This is a genomic window from Pusillimonas sp. SM2304 (genome assembly GCF_031628915.1).
In the GTDB taxonomy this organism is placed as follows: domain Bacteria; phylum Pseudomonadota; class Gammaproteobacteria; order Burkholderiales; family Burkholderiaceae_B; genus Pusillimonas_C.
Genome location: NZ_JAVLUJ010000003.1, coordinates 338,630 through 357,001, shown reverse-complemented (window position 1 = coordinate 357,001; position 18,372 = coordinate 338,630). Strand labels below are relative to the sequence as shown.

Annotated in this window: 17 protein-coding genes; 6 read left to right on the top strand and 11 right to left on the bottom strand. The window is 61.8% G+C overall.

Features of this window, described 5'->3' with window-relative positions; genetic code table 11:
- Positions 1-55: 55 nt before the first annotated feature.
- The 3 genes from RE432_RS16585 to RE432_RS16575 are packed head-to-tail and all read left to right on the top strand — an operon-like array spanning position 56 to position 3,182.
- Entirely contained in the window at positions 56-1,075 is a 1,020-nt protein-coding gene (locus RE432_RS16585; protein ID WP_310934633.1) for a tripartite tricarboxylate transporter substrate binding protein, read from the top strand.
- Between the two features lie 15 nt (positions 1,076-1,090).
- Positions 1,091-1,606: a tripartite tricarboxylate transporter TctB family protein gene (locus RE432_RS16580; RefSeq protein WP_310934632.1), complete on the top strand. Its 516-nt coding sequence runs from the start codon at positions 1,091-1,093 to the stop codon at positions 1,604-1,606.
- A gap of 22 nt (positions 1,607-1,628) precedes the next feature.
- Positions 1,629-3,182: a tripartite tricarboxylate transporter permease gene (locus RE432_RS16575; protein ID WP_310934631.1), complete on the top strand. Its 1,554-nt coding sequence runs from the start codon at positions 1,629-1,631 to the stop codon at positions 3,180-3,182.
- Between the two features lie 12 nt (positions 3,183-3,194).
- Here the strand turns inward: RE432_RS16575 and RE432_RS16570 are convergent, their stop codons facing one another.
- The 8 genes from RE432_RS16570 to RE432_RS16535 are packed head-to-tail and all read right to left on the bottom strand — an operon-like array spanning position 3,195 to position 9,769.
- Positions 3,195-3,815: a Maf family protein gene (locus RE432_RS16570; protein WP_310934630.1), complete on the bottom strand. Its 621-nt coding sequence runs from the start codon at positions 3,813-3,815 to the stop codon at positions 3,195-3,197.
- A 10-nt stretch (positions 3,816-3,825) separates the two neighbouring features.
- Positions 3,826-5,265, bottom strand: coding sequence for a pyruvate kinase (pyk, locus tag RE432_RS16565; protein ID WP_310934629.1), 1,440 nt, complete (start codon positions 5,263-5,265; stop codon positions 3,826-3,828).
- A 20-nt stretch (positions 5,266-5,285) separates the two neighbouring features.
- A complete protein-coding gene (gene rlmH, locus RE432_RS16560) occupies positions 5,286-5,756 on the bottom strand; it encodes a 23S rRNA (pseudouridine(1915)-N(3))-methyltransferase RlmH (RefSeq protein ID WP_310934627.1) in 471 nt (156 codons plus the stop codon).
- Positions 5,757-5,771: 15 nt separating this feature from the next.
- The gene (gene rsfS / locus RE432_RS16555) at positions 5,772-6,167 is read right to left on the bottom strand and encodes a ribosome silencing factor (RefSeq protein WP_310934626.1); all 396 of its coding nucleotides are present in this window, start codon (positions 6,165-6,167) and stop codon (positions 5,772-5,774) included.
- 22 nt (positions 6,168-6,189) lie between these two features.
- Complete coding sequence (gene nadD, locus RE432_RS16550; RefSeq protein WP_310934625.1) at positions 6,190-6,792, bottom strand: nicotinate (nicotinamide) nucleotide adenylyltransferase; 603 nt, start codon at positions 6,790-6,792, stop codon at positions 6,190-6,192.
- The gene (gene hemF / locus RE432_RS16545; protein WP_310934624.1) at positions 6,783-7,691 is read right to left on the bottom strand and encodes an oxygen-dependent coproporphyrinogen oxidase; all 909 of its coding nucleotides are present in this window, start codon (positions 7,689-7,691) and stop codon (positions 6,783-6,785) included. The genes nadD and hemF overlap by 10 nt, the downstream gene beginning before the upstream one ends.
- The gene (gene purD, locus RE432_RS16540) at positions 7,688-8,977 is read right to left on the bottom strand and encodes a phosphoribosylamine--glycine ligase (protein WP_310934623.1); all 1,290 of its coding nucleotides are present in this window, start codon (positions 8,975-8,977) and stop codon (positions 7,688-7,690) included. Before purD ends, hemF begins: the two co-directional genes overlap by 4 nt.
- A 48-nt stretch (positions 8,978-9,025) precedes the next feature.
- Positions 9,026-9,769: a YebC/PmpR family DNA-binding transcriptional regulator gene (locus RE432_RS16535; RefSeq protein WP_310934622.1), complete on the bottom strand. Its 744-nt coding sequence runs from the start codon at positions 9,767-9,769 to the stop codon at positions 9,026-9,028.
- A 125-nt stretch (positions 9,770-9,894) separates the two neighbouring features.
- Between RE432_RS16535 and RE432_RS16530 the strand changes: the two genes are divergently transcribed.
- Together RE432_RS16530 and RE432_RS16525 are read left to right on the top strand one after the other, a co-directional pair.
- Positions 9,895-11,397, top strand: a complete 1,503-nt coding sequence (locus RE432_RS16530; RefSeq protein ID WP_310934621.1) for a DUF853 domain-containing protein — start codon at positions 9,895-9,897, stop codon at positions 11,395-11,397.
- Positions 11,398-11,464: 67 nt separating this feature from the next.
- Entirely contained in the window at positions 11,465-12,535 is a 1,071-nt protein-coding gene (locus RE432_RS16525) for a tartrate dehydrogenase (protein ID WP_310934620.1), read from the top strand.
- 22 nt (positions 12,536-12,557) lie between these two features.
- On the opposite strand, the gene RE432_RS16520 is transcribed toward RE432_RS16525, so the two are convergent.
- Positions 12,558-13,424 (bottom strand): DMT family transporter, encoded by an 867-nt coding sequence (locus tag RE432_RS16520; protein WP_310934618.1) that lies wholly within the window; start codon positions 13,422-13,424, stop codon positions 12,558-12,560.
- A gap of 81 nt (positions 13,425-13,505) precedes the next feature.
- On the opposite strand from RE432_RS16520, the gene RE432_RS16515 reads away from it, so the two are divergent.
- Positions 13,506-14,492, top strand: a complete 987-nt coding sequence (locus RE432_RS16515) for a quinone oxidoreductase (protein ID WP_310934617.1) — start codon at positions 13,506-13,508, stop codon at positions 14,490-14,492.
- Positions 14,493-14,576: 84 nt separating this feature from the next.
- On the opposite strand, the gene RE432_RS16510 is transcribed toward RE432_RS16515, so the two are convergent.
- Both RE432_RS16510 and pepN read right to left on the bottom strand, forming a co-directional pair.
- On the bottom strand, positions 14,577-15,587 hold the full coding sequence (locus tag RE432_RS16510) for a class 1 fructose-bisphosphatase (protein ID WP_310934616.1): 1,011 nt from the start codon (positions 15,585-15,587) through the stop codon (positions 14,577-14,579).
- A gap of 13 nt (positions 15,588-15,600) precedes the next feature.
- On the bottom strand, positions 15,601-18,294 hold the full coding sequence (gene pepN / locus RE432_RS16505) for an aminopeptidase N (protein WP_310934615.1): 2,694 nt from the start codon (positions 18,292-18,294) through the stop codon (positions 15,601-15,603).
- Positions 18,295-18,372 lie beyond the last annotated feature (78 nt).

Genomic DNA, 18,372 nt, shown 5'->3' with positions numbered 1-18,372 from the left:
AAAACAGGCGTTCGGCTATCGGACGTTTCAGCAGCACTACCCGGAGGAGATACACATGAAACATCTGACTCACAGGCTGTCAAGAAAATCCTATTTATTGTCATCGCTGGCTGTCTTGGCGGGTTTGACCGCCTTGCCCGCCCAGGCATGGGAGCCCACTCGCTCGGTCGAGATCATCGTCCCTGCCGGTGCGGGCGGGGCATCAGACCAGATGGCGCGCACGATTCAAAGCATTATCCTCAAGCACAAGCTCATGAAGCAGTCCACGCTGGTGCTGAACAAGGGCGGCGCCAGCGGGGCCGAGGGCATCATGGACACCAAGAGCTCGCCCAAGAACCCGCATAAGTTGATGGTGGCCTTTTCAGCCATCTATACCTTGCCCATCGCTGTCAATCTGCCCTTCAACTGGAAAGACTTGAATCCGGTTGCCATGATCGCGCAAGACGAATTTTTGCTATGGACGAATGCCGAAGCCCCCTACAAGACGGCAGCCGACTATCTGAATGCGGTCAAGGCCGAGCCGCCCGGGAAGTTCAAGATGGGGGGGACCGGCGCCAAGCGCGAGGACCAGATCATTACCGTCGCACTGGAAAAGGCGGCCGGCGTGAAGTTCACCTACGTACCCTACAAAAGCGGGGGTGAGGCCGCCACGCAGCTGGTGGGCAAGCATACGGATTCCAACGTGAACAATCCCAGCGAGAACATCGCCCAATGGCGCGCGGGCCAGGTCACCGCCTTGTGCGTGTTCTCGGATGAGCGCATGGTTTATACGGACAAGGTCACCAAGGACCAGGCCTGGTCCGACATCCCCACCTGCAAGGAAGCGGGCTACGACGTTCAATACCAGATGCTGCGCGCCTTTTTCCTGCCGCCCGACACCACGGCCGAGCAGGCTGCCTACTACGCCGACCTGATCAAGAAGGTCAGCGAAACACCGGAATGGAAAGACTACCTGGCCAAGCAGGCTTTGAAAGGCGACTACCGGACCGGCGACGACTTTGTGAAGTTCCTGGAGCAGGATGAGGCCAATCACAAGTCGCTGATGGAAGAGGCCGGCCTGGCCGCAAAGAAATAATCCCAAGGAGCCAGGATGGATCATCAGCAAACACAGGACAGCCCGCCGGGAGGCGGGCTGTCGCATAGCGCCGTCGATGCCATTACCGCCGTGGTGTTTTTCATTGCCGGCGTGGTCATGATGGTGGACAACTATCGCATCGGTGTTTCATGGGCGGTCGACGGGCCAGAGTCGGGCTATTTTCCGTTTCATATCGGCCTCATCATCTGCATCGCCAGCGTGGCGGTCTTTCTGAAGGCGGTGTTCGGCAAACATCGCAATCGGGAGATCTTCGTGAGCTGGGATCGATTCCGGCTGGTGCTGTTGGTGCTGTTGCCCACCGCTTTCTACGTGTTGGTGATCCAGTTCCTGGGGATTTACGTGGCCTCGGCGCTGTTCATCGCCGCCTTCATGCGGCTGCTGGGAAAAATTGCCTGGCTCAAGACGGTGCTGATCAGCATTGGCGTCAACGTGCTGCTGTTCTGGATGTTCGAGGTTCAGTTCATGGTACCCCTGCCGAAAGGGCCGCTCGAAGCCCTGTTTGGCTACTGAAACCCACAGCAGGAGAATTCAAGTGGATGAACTGAACTCGCTATTTCATGGCTTTGCCACAGTCATGAGCTGGTATAACCTGCTCATGATGTTTATCGGCCTGGTGCTGGGCGTCATCATCGGGGTGCTGCCCGGGCTGGGCGGGCCCAACGGGGTGGCGATACTGCTGCCGCTGACCTTCACCATGCCGCCCACCTCGGCCATCATCATGCTGTCCTGCATTTATTGGGGCTCGCTGTTCGCCGGGGCGATTACGTCCATTCTTTTCAATATTCCAGGGGAAACGTCATCGGTGGCCACGACCTTCGATGGCTATCCGCTGGCCCAGCAGGGCCGGGCGGGCAATGCGCTGACCGCTTCGTTTACCGGCTCTTTCTTCGGCGCCCTGTCGGGGGTGCTGCTGATCACCTTTCTGGCGCCCTTGGTGTCGCGGTTCGCCCTGCGCTTTGGTCCGCCCGAGTTCTTTGCGGTGTTCCTGCTGACCTTCTGCAGCTTTGTGGGCACCGACAAGAAAACGCCATTCAAGACCATTATCTCCATGATGATAGGCTTTGGGCTGGCGGCGATCGGCATGGATACGGTCAGCGGCGGGCTGCGCATGACCTTTGGCTGGTCGGAGCTGCTGCGCGGCATCGATTTCCTGGTGGTGGTGATCGGCCTGTTCGGCATCGGCGAAATCCTGGTCAGCATGGAAGAGGGGCTCAAGTTCGAAGGCAAGAGCGGCAAGATCAACCTCAAGGTCGTATTCCAGACCTGGAAGGAAATGCCGAAATACTGGATGACATTGATCCGCAGCACCGTGGTGGGCTGCTGGATGGGTGTGACGCCGGGCGGCGCCACGGCTGCTTCATTCATGGGCTATGGCTTGGCGCAGCGTTTTTCGCGCAATGGTCCAAAGTTCGGCACGGGCGAGATCGAAGGCGTGATCGCGCCTGAAACAGCGGCGCATGCGTCGGGCACCTCGGCCTTGCTGCCCATGCTTGCACTGGGCATACCCGGTTCGGCCACCGCGGCGGTCCTGCTGGGCGGCCTGATGATATGGGGCTTGCAGCCCGGTCCGTTGCTGTTTGTGGAGCAGAAGGAGTTCGTCTGGGGCCTGATCGCCAGCATGTATCTGGGCAATTTCGTCGGCCTGATTATTGTGCTGAGCACAGTGCCTTTGTTTGCAGCCATTCTGCGCATACCGTTTGCCATCGTGGCGCCCATCATCATCGTTGTGTGCGCCATCGGCGCCTACTCGGTCAATAATGCGATGCTGGACGTCTGGTTCATGCTGTTGTTCGGCATGATAGGCTATGTGCTGAAGAAGCTGTCGTATCCGCTTGCCCCCATGATCCTGGCGCTGGTGCTGGGCGATCGCATGGAAGATGCGTTCCGGCAGTCCATGCTCGGCCCGGGAACAGGCCTGCATGTGTTCTGGTCCAACGGCTTGGTCGGCACCATTACCACCCTGGCGCTGATCATGTTGTTCTGGCCCCTGGTGCCCTTTATCTGGAAACGCGTGCGCAAGTCCTTCGGCGGCGGTCCGGACGACGGCAGCCCGGTCGGCAGGGCGGATCCCCAGGCGCAGAAATAAGCGAATGCGGTTTCAAGCGGCGGGCGCTGCGGTTCGCAGCAGCCGCCCCGTCTCGAAAACAGGCAGCCCCATCACCCCGGTATAGCTGCCTGAAATATGCGCCACGAAAAGGCCCGCCATGCCTTGTATGCCGTAGGCGCCCGCCTTGCCCATGGGCTCGCCGCTGGCGCAATACGCGTCGATCTCGGCACCCGTCAGCACATTGAACTGTACTTCGGTGATCGAAACGTCTTCGAGCAGGGCGTTTCCGTGGGCCAGCACGATGGCGGTATGCACCGCATGCGTGCGGCCGGACAGCCTGTGCAGCATGCCGCGCGCCTCGTCGGCGTCGGCCGGTTTGCCCAGGATGTCGCCATCCAGGATAACGGTGGTATCGGCGGCCAGAATCGGCACATCCGGTTGTATGGCAGCGTCCGCTGCGGCGGCCTGCTGCGCCAGCCACTGTCGTGCGCGCAAGGCCTTTTCGCGAGCGGTGCGGCGCACATAAATTTCCGGCGCCTCGCCGGGCAGGCGCGGCTCGTCTTCGCCGGGCGCTGCGGGAACGTTCAGCACTTCGTGCCGGACGCCCATTTGCAGCAGGATGTCATGGCGCCGCGGGCTGGCCGAAGCCAGGTAGATAAAAGGCAGCTTCATCTTGCCGGCTTCACTTGACCTTCAGTATCTTCATGCCGTTGGTGCCGCCGCTGTTGCTGTAGAAATCACCCTTGGTAAGAATGATCCAATCGCCTTTCTTGAGCAAGGATTGCTCTTTCAGTTTTTCGATAGCCTTGTCGCTGACCAGCGCGGGGTCGATCTTGGCGGCATCGAAGGGCACCGTATAAACCCCACGGAACATGGCGGCGCGCCGTTGCGTGCCGGGGTGGCGCGTATAGCAGTAAATGGGCACGCCCGAGCGTATACGCGACATGATCAAAGGGGTATGCCCGCTTTCCGTCAGGCTGATGATGGCCTTGATGCCAGGAAAGTGATTGGCGGCGTACATGGTGGCCAGCGCAATGGTTTCATCGCAGCGGGTGAATGTCTCGCCCAGGCGATGCTGCGAGCGGGTGGTGGTGGGCTCCTTCTCGGCGCCCACGCACACCCGGGCCATGGCCGCGACGGCTTCCACCGGATACTGCCCCGACGCGCTTTCCGCCGACAGCATGACCGCGTCGGTATAGTCCAGCACGGCATTGGCCACGTCGGAAACCTCGGCCCGCGTGGGCATGGGGTTGCTGATCATGGACTCCATCATTTGCGTGGCGGTGATGACGACCTTGTTGTGCGTCCGCGCATGCTGGATGATGCGTTTCTGGATGCCGACCAGGCGGGCGTCGCCGACCTCGACGCCCAGATCGCCGCGCGCCACCATGACGCCGTCGCTGACCTTGATGATGGCGTCCAGCGCGCGGTCATCGGCCACCGCTTCGGCGCGCTCTATCTTGGCGATGATCCAGGCCTTGCTGCCGGCCTCCTGGACCAGCTTGCGGGCCTCCTGGATGTCGCTGCCATAGCGGGGAAACGACACCGCCACGTAATCCATATCGAGTTCCGCCGCCAGTTTGATGTCTTCGCGGTCTTTATCGGTCAGGCTGGGGGCCGAAATACCGCCGCCGCGCCGATTGATGCCTTTGTTGTTCGACAGGGGGCCGCCTACGGTCACCACGGTATGCACCGCGTGCTCTTCCACGTGCTCGACCTGCAGCACGACGCGGCCGTCGTCCAGCAGCAGCTCGTCGCCGGGGTGGCAGTCTTGCACAAGGCTGGGGTAGTCGATGCCGACGATGGTTTCATCGCCCGCATCGGCGGGGTGCGCTTTCGACAAGGTAAAGGCCTGGCCAATATTCAGGACCACCTTGTCGTTCTTGAAGCGCGCGATCCGGATCTTGGGGCCTTGCAGGTCGCCCATGATGGCGACGTACCGGCCAAGCTTTTCAGAGATGACGCGAATCAGCTTGGCGCGTTGGCGATGGTCGTCCGGATTGCCGTGTGAAAAATTCAGGCGCGCGACATCCATGCCTGCCAGAATCAGCTGTTCGATTTTTTCGGGGCTGGAGCTGGCGGGCCCCAGGGTCGCTACGATTTTGGTGCGGCGTTTGGTCATGTCGGATACGCTATAGGGGATTAGGCACGGTGGTAGGGATGGCCTGTCATGATAGCCCAGGCCCTGTACAGTTGTTCAGCCAGCACGACGCGGACCATGGGGTGGGGCAAGGTCAGCGACGAGAGCCGCAGCTTGCCTTGGCAGCCTTGCTTCAGCGCCGCGTCCAGCCCGTCGGGCCCGCCGACCAGAAAGGCCACATCATGCCCGCCGCCGCGCCATTTTTCCAGTTCGCCGGCCAGCCCCATGGTATTGATGTCCTTGCCGTGTTCGTCCAGCGCGATGCGCAGGGCCTGGGCCGGAATGGCGGCCTCGATGCGCTTGGCTTCGGCCTGCATCATTTGCGCGGCGGTCTTGCCCGACGTACGGGGTTCGGGCTTGATCTCTTTCAATTCAAGCTGGCAGTCGGCCGGCAGCCGCTTTGCGTAATCCTGCCAGGCGGTTTCGACCCAATTCGGCATGCGCATTCCTACGGCTATGACGATCAGTTTCATGGGCCGCGCCTGGAATCAGTCGTTGTCGAAGTCGTAGGACTCGGGGACACTGGGCAGGGTCGATTGCGGCAGCAGCTTGGCGCGCACGGGTTTTCCGCCCCAGATTTCTTCCAGGTTGTAATACTGCCGGACCATGGGCTGCATGCAGTGGACCACGATGTCGCCCAGGTCGATGAGTACCCACTCGCCGGTGTCGTCGCCTTCGTAGGCGATGATGGGAATCTTGTGTTCGCGCGCCGCATCCGCCACGCTTGAGGCAATGGCGCGGGTCTGCCTGTTCGACGAGCCGCTGGCGATGACCACGCGGTCGAAAAGCCCGGTAATGTGCGTGGTATTGAAGATCTTGATGTCTTGCGCCTTGACGTCTTCAAGCGCGTCGATGACCAAGCGTTGTAGTTTTTGAATATCCATGGTGTGACTATACCGTGAGACGTTAGGCGGCAGGGGCGCGATACAGCCCATTTTGTTGAATATATTGCTCGACAGCAACATCCAGCATGCCCTGGGTGGACGCGCCCGCGGCCAGGCGCTGCCGGATCTGGGTCGCCGATACGGGCGAGGGCGGGAAAGGCAGGCTGATCAGCGTGCGGCCGATGCCGGCCAATTGTTCGTTCAATTGGGCAGGAGCCTGCAGGACGGCGCCGGGCCGTTGCGCGACCGCCAAATGGGCCAGGCAGGTAATTTCCTGCCAGGATTCCCAGGAGCAGAAATTTTCCAGCTGATCGGCCCCCAGTATCCAGTAATATTCCGGGCCGGCAGGCAACTGGCGCAGTGTATCGATGGTGTAGGTTGCCCCGCCGCGTTCTATTTCGATAGGGTTGACGCGTAGATAGGGGTGCTCGCGTATGGCGATATCGAGCATGGCCAGCCGGTCGGCGCTGCTGGCGGACAGGGGCTCGCGCTGCCATGGATTGGCTGCGGGAATCAGCTCTACGCCGGCCAGCCCCAAGGACTGCCATGCCGTCCGCGCCAGGCCGATGTGGGCCAAGTGGATGGGGTCGAAGCTCCCGCCGAGCAGGCCTGTCTTTACAGCCATTCCCGCGGTTTCAGAAATGCGGACAGCGCCGCTTCGGGGCTGTCTTCCCTGGGGCTCCAGCAATAGCGCCAGGCCGCCATCGGCGGCATCGACAGCAGGATGGATTCGGTACGGCCTCCCGATTGCAGGCCAAAGAGCGTGCCCCGGTCGAAGACCAGGTTGAACTCCACATAACGCCCGCGCCGGTAGGCCTGGAAGTCGCGCTGCCTGTCGGTGTATTCCATGCCGCGGCGTTTGTCGACGATAGGCAGGTAGGCATCCAGGAAGCAGTCGCCCACGGAACGGGTCAGGGCAAAACTGTGGTCGAATCCTTGCTCGTTCAGATCGTCGAAGAAAAGTCCGCCCACGCCGCGGGTTTCATTGCGGTGCTTCAGATAGAAATATTCATCGCACCATTTCTTGTACGCGGGGTATTTGTCGGCGCCGAAAGGCGCCAGGGCATCGTGGCAGACCTGGTGAAAGTGGCGGGCGTCGTCTTCGAACGCGTAGCAGGGGGTAAGGTCCAGGCCGCCGCCGAACCAGAATACATCGTCGTCGGCGCCTTCTTGCGCCGCGTGGGCGACGAACAGGCGCACATTCATGTGGACGGTGGGAATATAAGGATTGCGCGGATGCAGCACCATGGATACGCCCATGGCTTCCCAGGGCCTGCCGGCCAGCTCCTTGCGATGCGCGCTGGCCGATGGGGGCAGGGTTTTGCCCTGCACATGGCTGAACAGCACGCCGGCCCGCTCGAACAGGGGGCCGCCCTCGAGGTAGCGCGAAATGCCGCCGCCGCCCTCGTCGCGCGTCCACTGGTCAGTCTGGAAGCCCGTGCCATCGGCTTCTTCCAGGGCGGACACGATGCGCGCCTGCAAATCCAGAAAATAGTCGTAGGCGGCAGCGATGGGTACCGTCATGCAGAACCTCCGGGCAGGGCGCGCCAGCCGATGTCCCTGCGGTATTGTTGACCATCGAAATGCGTCTGCGCAATGGCGGCGTAGGCCGTTGCCTGGGCGCGCTTGACCGAGTCGGCCAGCACGGTGACGCACAGTACGCGTCCGCCGGATGTCTTCAGGACGCCGTCATCCAGGGTGGTGCCTGCATGGAATACCACGCATTCCTGGGTGTCTTCCGGCAGGCTGCTGATGACATCGCCGGTTCGGGGCGTGCCGGGGTAGTCCTTGGCCGCCAGGACCACGCCCAGCGCGGTGCGGCGATCCCAGTCGATACTGGCCTGATCCAGGCGGCCGTTCACGGCCAGCTCGAACACGCCGGTCAGGTCGTTCTTGATGCGCATCATGATGGGCTGCGTTTCGGGGTCTCCCATCCGGCAGTTGAATTCAAGCACCTTGAGCGAACGGGTGGCATCCGGGCCGCTGCCTATCATCAGGCCGGCATACAGGAAGCCGGTGTAGGGGATGCCGTCTTTGGCCATGCCCGACAGGGTGGGGTTGATCACTTCGCGCATAATGCGGTTATGCAGGGCGGGCGTGATCACCGGCGCGGGCGAATACGCCCCCATGCCGCCGGTATTGGGGCCCTGGTCCTGGTCTTTCAGGCGCTTGTGATCCTGGCTGGTGGCCAGCGCCAGCACGTGCTGGCCATCGCACATGACGATAAAGCTGGCTTCTTCCCCCGACAGGTATTCTTCCACGACGACGCGCGCGCCCGCCGCGCCGAACGAGCCATCGCCCAGCATCATGTCGATCGCGCCGTGCGCCTCGGCCTGGTCCATGGCCACCACCACGCCTTTGCCGGCCGCCAGGCCGTCGGCTTTCACGACGATCGGCGCGCCTTGCTGCGTAATGTAGTCCTTGGCCTGGGCCGGGTCGGTAAAGGTCTGGTAGGCGGCCGTGGGAATATGGTGGCGCACCATGAATGCCTTGGCATAGTCCTTGGAGCTTTCCAATTGGGCCGCCTGTTGCGTCGGACCGAAGATTTTCAGGCCGGCGGCCCGGAAGGCATCGACCACGCCCGCCGCCAGGGGGGCTTCGGGCCCGACCACGGTGTAGGCGATTTTTTCCTGTTTTGCGAAGGCGATCAGGTCGTCGATAGCGCTGATCGGCACGTTTTTCATGTTGCTGGCCAGGGCGGTTCCCCCGTTGCCGGGTGCCACGTACACCGTCTGGATGCGCGGGGATTGCGCCAGGCGCCAGGCCAGTGCGTGTTCTCGGCCACCGCCGCCGATTACGAGTAGTTTCATGATATGGGCTATTGAGCGCTGTTAGGCGAGTTTATATAAAAAAAGAGGCTACTCTTGGGCGTCGTCGGATTCGTCGAAGGTCGCGGTGGTGTAGACCTCCTGGACGTCGTCCAGGCCTTCGAGCATATCCAGCATTTTCTGCATTTTCACGGCATCGTCGCCGGCCAGTTCGGTTTCGCTCAGGGCTTTCATGACAATACCCTGTACCTCGGGCTCCAGGGACGCCTGCTCGAAGGCGGTTTTGACCGCCGCGTAGTCGCTGGGGGCGGAAATGACCTCGATCATGCCTTCTTCGTCCGTCTGGATGTCTTCCGCGCCGGCTTCCAGGGCGGCTTCCATCACCGCTTCTTCCGACGTGCCGGGCGCAAACAGGAACTGGCCGCAGTGCTTGAACATGAAGGCCACGGAGCCTTCCTGCCCCAGGTTGCCGCCGTGCTTGCTGAGCGCGTGCCGCACTTCGGCGACGGTGCGCATGCGATTATCGGTCATGCAATCGACAATGACGGCCGCGCCGCCCACACCATAGCCTTCGTAGCGGATTTCTTCATAGTTGGAGTCATCGACACCCCCGGCGCCGCGCTGAATGGCACGCTGGATGTTGTCTTTGGGCATATTGGCGGCTGTGCCCTTGTCCCACGCAAGGCGCAGGCGCGGGTTGGTATCGGGGTCGGGGCCGCCGGCGCGCGCGGCAACGGTGATTTCACGAATGATTTTTGTCCAGAGCTTGCCTCGCTTGGCATCTTGGCGACCTTTTCGGTGCTGGATATTCGCCCATTTACTGTGTCCGGCCATATAGGTATCAATAATTCCGAATAATGAAGCTGAAGCTAAAGAGGGTCATTTTAACGCGTGCAGCCGGGGAAGCATCGAATTACACTTGGGCTTCCCTTTGAGCCTCTACGCGGGATGGAAGAAAAATGGCCGAACCCATTGTCATTGCAAAAAATGCCCAGTCGGAATCGACGCTGCTGCCCCAGCTTGCCAACCGGCACGGTTGCATCACCGGGGCGACCGGCACCGGCAAGACCGTCACGCTGCAAGTGCTTGCGGAGGCCTTTTCGCGCATAGGCACGCCGGTCTTCATGGCCGATGCCAAAGGCGACCTGAGCGGCATCTCGCAGGCGGCCGCGCCCAACCCCAAGCTACAGGAGCGCCTGAGCAAGCTGGGGCTGCCCGAACCGACCTGGGGCGGCAGCCCGGTGGTGTTCTGGGATATTTTCGGCGAGCAGGGCCATCCGGTCCGCGCGACGGTGTCCGATATGGGGCCCTTGTTGCTGGCCCGCATGCTCGAGCTGAACGACACGCAGGAAGGCGTGCTGAATGTGGTGTTCAAGGTGGCCGACGACGAAGGCCACCTGCTGCTCGACCTGAAAGACCTGCGTGCCATGCTGCAAGACGTCGCCAGCCGCTCGGCGGAGCTGCGCACGCGCTATGGCAACGTCTCGTCGGCCTCCATCGGTGCCATACAGCGCAGTTTGCTGCGCCTGGAGTCGCAGGGGGCCGAGCAGTTTTTCGGCGAACCCATGCTGGATATCTTCGACTGGATACGGGTCGACGATAAAGGGCGGGGCATGGTCAATATTTTGGCCGCCGACAAGCTCATGCAATCCCCCCGCCTGTACGCCGTGTTCTTGCTGTGGATGCTGGCCGACCTGTATGAAGGCCTGCCGGAAGTCGGCGACCCTGAAAAGCCCAAGCTCGTGTTCTTTTTTGACGAGGCCCACCTGCTCTTTCACGATGCGCCCAAGGCCTTGCTCGAGAAAATAGAGCAGGTCGTCAGGCTGGTGCGGTCCAAGGGCGTGGGTGTGTATTTCGTGACGCAGAACCCGCTGGACATTCCCGATACGGTATTGGGTCAGTTGGGCAACCGCGTTCAGCACGCCCTGCGTGCCTTCACGCCCCGGGACCAGAAGGCGGTCAAGACCGCGGCGCAAACCATGCGTCCCAACCCGGGCCTGGATATCGAAGCAGCCATTACCGAGCTGGGCGTCGGGGAAGCGCTGGTGTCCACGCTCGATGCCAAGGGCAGGCCGACGCCGACCGAACGCGTATGGATGCTTGCCCCCGGCAGCCGTATCGGTCCGGCCAGCGAGGCCGAACGCCAGGCCATACGCTCGGCCTCTTTGCTGGGCGGCAAGTATGATCAAACCATTGATCGCGAGTCCGCGTACGAGGTCCTGCAAAAGCGGGCCAGCGCCGCCGCGGCGGAGGCCGCCAACGCCAAGGGCAAGGGCGGCCAGGCCGGCGAAGATGCGGGCCTGATGGGCACCGTGAACGATTTTCTGTTTGGCTCGACCGGGCCGCGCGGCGGCCGGCGCGACGGCGTGGTGCAGTCCGCCGTCAAAAGCGCCGTGCGCAGCACAGCTACGCGTTTGCTGCGAGGCGTGCTGGGTTCGCTGATAGGCAGCCAGCGCAAGTAGCCTGCGTCCCGCTGCGGCCGCCTGCATGAATTTGATTTATTGATACTGAGACGAAACAGGAGTGTACATGTCTGACCCCCACAAGATTGCCGTGATCGCGGGCGATGGAATTGGTAAGGAAGTCATGCCCGAGGGCGTGCGAGTTCTCGAGGCCGCCGCGGCGCGCCACCGCATCGGCCTGGAATGGGACGTGCTGGACTGGAGTTCCGACTATTACGCGCAGCACGGGCGCATGATGCCCGAGGACTGGAAAGAGCGCATAGGCGGGCACGAAGCGATTTATTTCGGCGCGATCGGGTGGCCCGACATCGCGCCGGATCATGTCGTGTTGTGGGAGTCGCTGTTCAAGTTCCGGCGCGAATTCGATCAGTACATCAACCTGCGCCCTGTACGCCTGATGCCCGGGGTGAAATCGCCGCTGGCCGATCGCAAGCCGGGCGATATCGATTTTTTCATCGTCCGCGAGAACACCGAAGGCGAGTATTCCAACAGCGGCGGCATTCTTTTCGAGGGCACCGAGCGCGAAGTGGTCATCCAGGAAAGCGTCTTTACCCGTATTGGCGCCGATCGCGTGCTGAAGTTCGCCTACGAACTGGCCCGGAAGCGCGGCAAGCACCTGACGGCCGCGACCAAATCCAATGGCATTTCCATCTCGATGCCGTGGTGGGACAAAAGGGTGGCCGAAGTCGGCAAGCAGTATCCGGATGTGCGCTGGGACAAATTCCACATCGACATCCTGTGCGCGCATTTCGTGCAGCGGCCCGATACCTTCGATGTTGTGGTGGCGTCCAACCTGTTTGGCGATATCCTGTCCGACCTGGGGCCTGCCTGCACCGGGACGATAGGCATCGCGCCCTCGGCCAACCTGAATCCCGAGCGCAAGTTTCCGTCGCTGTTCGAACCCGTGCATGGTTCGGCGCCCGATATCTACGGCAAAGGCATCGCCAACCCTATCGGCCAAATCTGGAGCGGGGCGATGATGCTGGATTTCCTGGGTTATCCGCAGGCCGCCGGCGACGTCGTCAAGGCCATCGAAACGGTGCTGGAAAACGGCCCGCGCACGCCCGACATGGGCGGCACGGCGAGCACGAAAGAGGTGGGCCAGGCCGTGGCCGACCAGGTCGCGCGCGGCGGGTAGCGGTCCGAACCGGCGGGCGTGCTCAGGCTGGCTTTCTGTCAGCCTTGCGCAGGCCCGACCAGACGATGGCGCCTATCATCAGGATGCCGCCCAGCACCGCCCGCATCGACGGGTACTGGGCAAACAGCACCGCCGCAAAGAAAATGGCATAGATGGGCTCCAGCGCAATGACAATGCCGGCGCTGCGCGCCTTCAGGACCATCAGGCTGGATACCAGCAGATAGTGCGACAGCGCTGTGCAGAGCACACCCAGCAAGGCCAGCCATAGCCAGTCTATGGCGCCCAACTGGGTGACGGCGGGAATGGAAAACGGCAGGGTCAACAGGGCGACAAACAGATTTTCCCAGCAGGCCACCTGCTGCGCGGGGATGTGCGCCGCGGCGCGCCGGTTGATCAGCGTAAATAGGGCAAAGGCAAAACCCGACAGCACCGCCCATGCCAGCCCGATGGTGGCATCATCCTGGAAGTTGAACGAAGGGGTGACCAGCACCAGGCCCAGAGTCACCAGCAGCAAAATCAGCCATTCGCTGCGGCTGATCCTTTCCTTCAGGAAAAAATACTCGCCCAGTGTGATGAAAGCCGGGAAACTGGCGAAACCCAGCGTGGCGATGGCAACGCCGCCGATTTTCACGGCAATGAAAAAAGTGACCCAGTGCACGGCCAGCATGGCGCCCGCAATCGCCAGAATGGCCATGTTGCGCCGGTTCATGCCCTGCATGACGGACGCGCCTCGGTAGCGGATGACCGCAAACAGCGCAATCACCGCAAAGCAGGCCCGTCCGGCGGTGATGACCATGGCGTCGGCGGCGATCAGTTCGCCGAAGATGCCGGTAAGCCCGAACAATACTGCAGCGATATGAATCGCAAAAAGAGCACGCTGACGATTCATATATTCAGATACAGAAACGCAATTAGGATTTAAACTAGGCGCAGTCGAACACGCATCACACAACTACGCAAGGAGTCCGTCTTGGAAAACCAGGTTAAAGCAATACGTATCGAGAAAAATGGTGGCCCTGAAGTGCTGAAGCTCGTTTCAGTATCCGTGCCGGCCCCTCAGGAAAACGAAGTAACTATACGCCAAAAAGCGGTGGGGCTTAATTTCATCGACATCTATTTTCGTACCGGCCTGTATTCCCACCCCTTGCCGCATGGCCTGGGCTTCGAGGCCTCGGGCGTGGTCGAAGCCGTTGGCGCTGGCGTCAAGCATCTGAAAGCCGGCGACCGGGTCGCCTACGGCCAAAGCCCCATCGGCGCCTATGCCGAAGCGCGCAACGTGCCTGCGGACCGGGTCGTCAAGATTCCCAAGGGCGTGGATTTCGACCAGGCGGCGGCGCTGATGCTCAAGGGGCTCACCGTGCAATACCTGTTCAGGCAGACCTATCGCCTGCAAGGCGGCGAAACCATTCTGTTTCATGCGGCAGCCGGCGGCGTCGGCCTGATCGCCTGCCAGTGGGCCAAAGCATTGGGCGTCAAGCTGATCGGCACCGCATCCACGCCTGAAAAGGCCGCGCTGGCCAAAGCGCACGGGGCCTGGGAAGTCATCGACTACTCGCGCGAGAACGTGGTAGAGCGGGTCAAGGAACTCACCCAGGGCAAGAAAGTGCCGGTGGTCTACGATGGCGTGGGCAAAGACACATGGCTGACCTCGCTCGACTGCCTTGAACCGCGGGGCCTGATGGTCAGCTTCGGCAATGCGTCCGGTTCGGTCGAGGGCGTCAACCTGGGCGTGCTGGCCAGCAAGGGCTCCTTGTTCGTCACCCGTCCCACCTTGGGCACGCACGTTTCCACGCTCGAGAAAATGCAAGCCGCCGCCGACGAACTGTTCGGCCTGGTCGCCAAAAAGAAAATCAAAATCGCTATCGGCCAGCGCTTCCCGCTGGCACAAGCCGGCGATGCACAGGAAGCGCTGGCCGGCCGTAAAACCACCGGCGCAACCATCCTGACGCTCGACTAAACCCCCGCCCGTCCGCCCCCGCGCTTGTATAGGCGGGGGCGAAGCCGTACAGGCAGTGAACCCGGCCCTGCCCCGGGGCCAGGCTTAGCCTTCCTCGTGGTAGCGCCGCACCCGCTCGACTTCCTGCTTCGACCCCAGAATCACCCCTATCCGCTGATGCAGCGCCGTGGGCTGCACGTCAAGGATGCGCTGCGTGCCGTCGATCGCGGCGCCGCCGGCCTGCTCCACAATGAAACCCATGGGGTTGGCTTCGTACATCAGGCGCAGCTTGCCTGCCTTGCCCGATGGCCGCTCGTCGCGGGGGTACATGAAGATGCCGCCCCGCGTCAGGATGCGGTGCACGTCGGCCACCATGGAGGCGATCCAGCGCATGTTGTAGTTCTTGCCCAGCGGACCGGTCTCGCCGGCCAGGCAATCGCCGATATAGCGTTTGACCGGGGCCTCCCAGTGGCGCATGTTCGACATATTGATGGCAAATTCGGTGGTTTGCTCGGGAATCCTTATGTTTTCGCCTGTCAGCACCCACGAACCCATTTCACGGTCCAGCGTAAAGCTGACCACCCCCGTTCCCACCGTCAGGACCAGCATGGCTTGCGGACCGTAAACCGCGTAGCCCGCCGCAACCTGCTTAGCCCCGGCCTGCAGGAAATCCTGTTCGTCCACATCGCGGCCCGACGCATGGTGCGGCGCATGCAAGACCGAGAAGATCGTGCCGATGGATACATTCACATCGATGTTGGACGAGCCGTCCAGGGGATCGAACAGCAACAGGTATTCGCCCTTGGGATAGCGGTTGGGAATCAGGTGTATGGTTTCCATTTCCTCGGAGGCCATGGCGGCCAGGTGGCCGCCCCATTCGTTGGCTTCGAGCAATATTTCGTTGGACAGGACATCCAGCTTTTTCTGTACTTCGCCTTGTACGTTTTCGGTTTCCAGGCTGCCCAGCACACCGCCCAGCGCGCCCTTGCTGACCGCATGGCTGATGGCTTTGCAGGCGCGCGCCACGGTTTCGATCAGCAGGCGCACTTCCGCCGACACGGCCTGCTCCTGTCTTTGTTGTTCGACCAGATATTGGGTCAGTGTTTTACGTTTCATGCATGCTCCGGAGCTAAATGTTCAAGGCTTTTGAAATGATTTCAGATACATTGCGCGACAGACCGGCTTGCTGCCGGATGCGTTCCAGCGCCTGGCGCAGGGCATCGCGCTGCGGGGCGCCAAAGCGGGCCCAGTTATCGAATGCGCGGGCCAGGCGGGCGGCGATCTCGGGGTTGATCTGGTCCAGCGCCAGCACCTGCTCGGCCCAGAAGGCGTAGCCTTCCGGGTGGTGGATCCCTTCAAGGTTATTCAGGCAGAACTGGAAGATCAGGGCGCGGGCGCGGTTGGGGTTGCGCAGCGAAAAGGCCGGATGCACCATCAGCGCGCGGACTTTGTCGACCGAGGTAGAGGGCGCCACGGCTTGCAGCGTGAACCATTTGTCCATGACCAGCGCATCGTGCTGCCATTGTTCGTAGAAGTGATCCAGCGCCTCTGCGCATTCGGCAGAGCTGGAGTAGTGGACCAGGGCCGACAGGCCGCCCATGCGGTCAGTCATATTCCTTGCGCTGTAGTATTGGTCCAGCGCCAAGGCTTCGGCCTGGGGGTGGCCGGCCGCCATCAGGTAGGCAAGCGCCAGGTTTTTCAGGGCGCGCCGGCCCGACGACAGCGGGTCGGGCTGATAAGGCGCGCCGGTATCGCTTGCGGCGCGATAAGTGTCCAGCCACTGGCCGGCCAACGCCTTGCCCAGCTCGGCACGCAGGAATCGGCTGGCCTGCACGACGCCCAGCGGGTTCATGGGCGCTGTTTTTTCAAGGAGCTCTTTTTGGCTGGGCAGGCTCAGGACCCGGGCCTTGTAGGCGGCGGTCAGCGTGGTGTCGTCGAGCAGGCTGCGCCAGGTATCGACAAAATGCGGATCTATGCCGGCTTGGGCGCCATCGGAAAAAGATTTCACCAGCGCCAGCAACTGGCGTGTGGCGAGCTCTTGCCCGGCCTCCCAGCGGGCGAAGGGGTCGGTGTCGTGCTGCGCCAGCAAGGTCAGGTCGGCGTCGCTTCGATCCACGTCGACAATCACCGGCGCTGAAAAATGCCGCAATAGCGATGGGACGGGCCGCTCGGGAATGTGGGTGAAGGTCCAGGTCTGTTCCTCTTGGCAGAGCTCAAGCAGAATGGTGTCGTGCACCGCGCCTTCGTGCGTGATGGCGAGCGGCTGCCCGGCCTGCCCCAGCAGGCCCATGGCGAACGGGATATGCAGGGGGGGCTTGGGCAAGGGCGGGTTGCTGAGCTTTTCAATGCCCACCGCGGCGTTGTGCTGGCGTAGGGTGATGGCGCATGTTTGACTGTCCGCGTCATAGGAAAGCCTGGCCTGCACGCGCGGCGTGCCGGCCTGCGAATACCAGCGGCGGAAGATGTCGAAGTTTTTTCCGGGATTTTGCCGCGAATAGACGGTTTCCATGGCGCTGACGAAATCGTCGCAGGTGACCGCCGCGCCGTCGTGGCGCCGGAAATACTCGGCCAGCCCGGCCTGGAACCCTTCTTCGCCTAGCAGGGTGTGTTGCATGCGTATGACCTCGGCCCCTTTTTCGTAGACCGTGGCGGTGTAGAAGTTGCCGATTTCCTGATAGCTTTCAGGCCGGATGGGGTGGGCCATGGGGCCTGCGTCTTCCGGGAACTGCGCTACCCGCAGTGTGCTGACATCGTCGATGCGCTTGACCGCGCGCGCGCTGGCCGCTTCCGGGCCGCTCAAGCCCTGGGCCAGCATGTCGGCCGAAAATTCCTGGTCGCGGAAGACGGTCAGCCCTTCCTTGAGCGATAGTTGGAACCAGTCACGGCAGGTAACGCGGTTGCCGGTCCAGTTATGAAAATATTCATGGCCGATGACGGCCTCGATGGCGCGATAGGCGGAATCCGTCGCCGTGTCGGCATCGGCCAGGACATAGGCGGCGTTGAATACGTTCAGCCCCTTGTTTTCCATCGCGCCCATATTGAAGTCGCGTGCCGCCACGATCATGAAGCGGTCCAGGTCCAGCTCCAGGCCGAAGCGGTCCTCGTCCCACTTGACCGACCGGTCCAGGCAGTCGAGCGCCCATTCCGTCTTGTTTTTTGTGCCGATGTCGCTATATACCTGCAACAAGGCCGGGCGCCCGCTTCGTGTCTGTATCGTCTGTTCGCGGCAGTCGAAATCGCCGGCGACCAGGGCAAACAGATAACTGGGCTTGGGGTGGGGATCTTCCCACACCGCCTCGTGCATGCCATCGGGCAAATCGCGCTGTTCGAGCAGGTTGCCATTGGAGAGCAGCAGGGGATAGCGTTGCTTGTCGGCGCGCATGCGGACGCGATAACGGGCCATGACGTCGGGCCTGTCTGGAAACCAGCTTATGCGCCTGAAGCCTTCCGCTTCGCATTGGGTAAACAGCTGGTCGCCCGATACGTAGAGCCCCATCAGGCTTGAATTTTGCTGGGGCTGGCATACGCTGACAATCTCGAGCGTGACAGGGCCGGCGCCGGGGAACACCGTCAAGGTTTCGTCCTGCAGGCGATATTGATCCGGGCCGAGCGCGATGCCATTCAGGACGATGGATTCAAGTTGCAGGTCTTGTCCGTTCAGGACCAGGGGTTGCGGTTCCGGCGTTGCCGGCTCGAAGTGCAATTGCGCACGCACGCGGGTCTGGGCCGGATTCAGCTCGAAATCCAGCAGCACCTGTGGCAGGCGGTAGGGATAAGGTTGATAATCGTGGCGTGAAATAGTGGGGGCGGTATCGGTGCGCATAGCAATCAGTAGATAATGTCCAGACTCACGTATTGTAGTGTTAGCTTCATGTTGCGGTTTTTACATAGCCGATGCAAC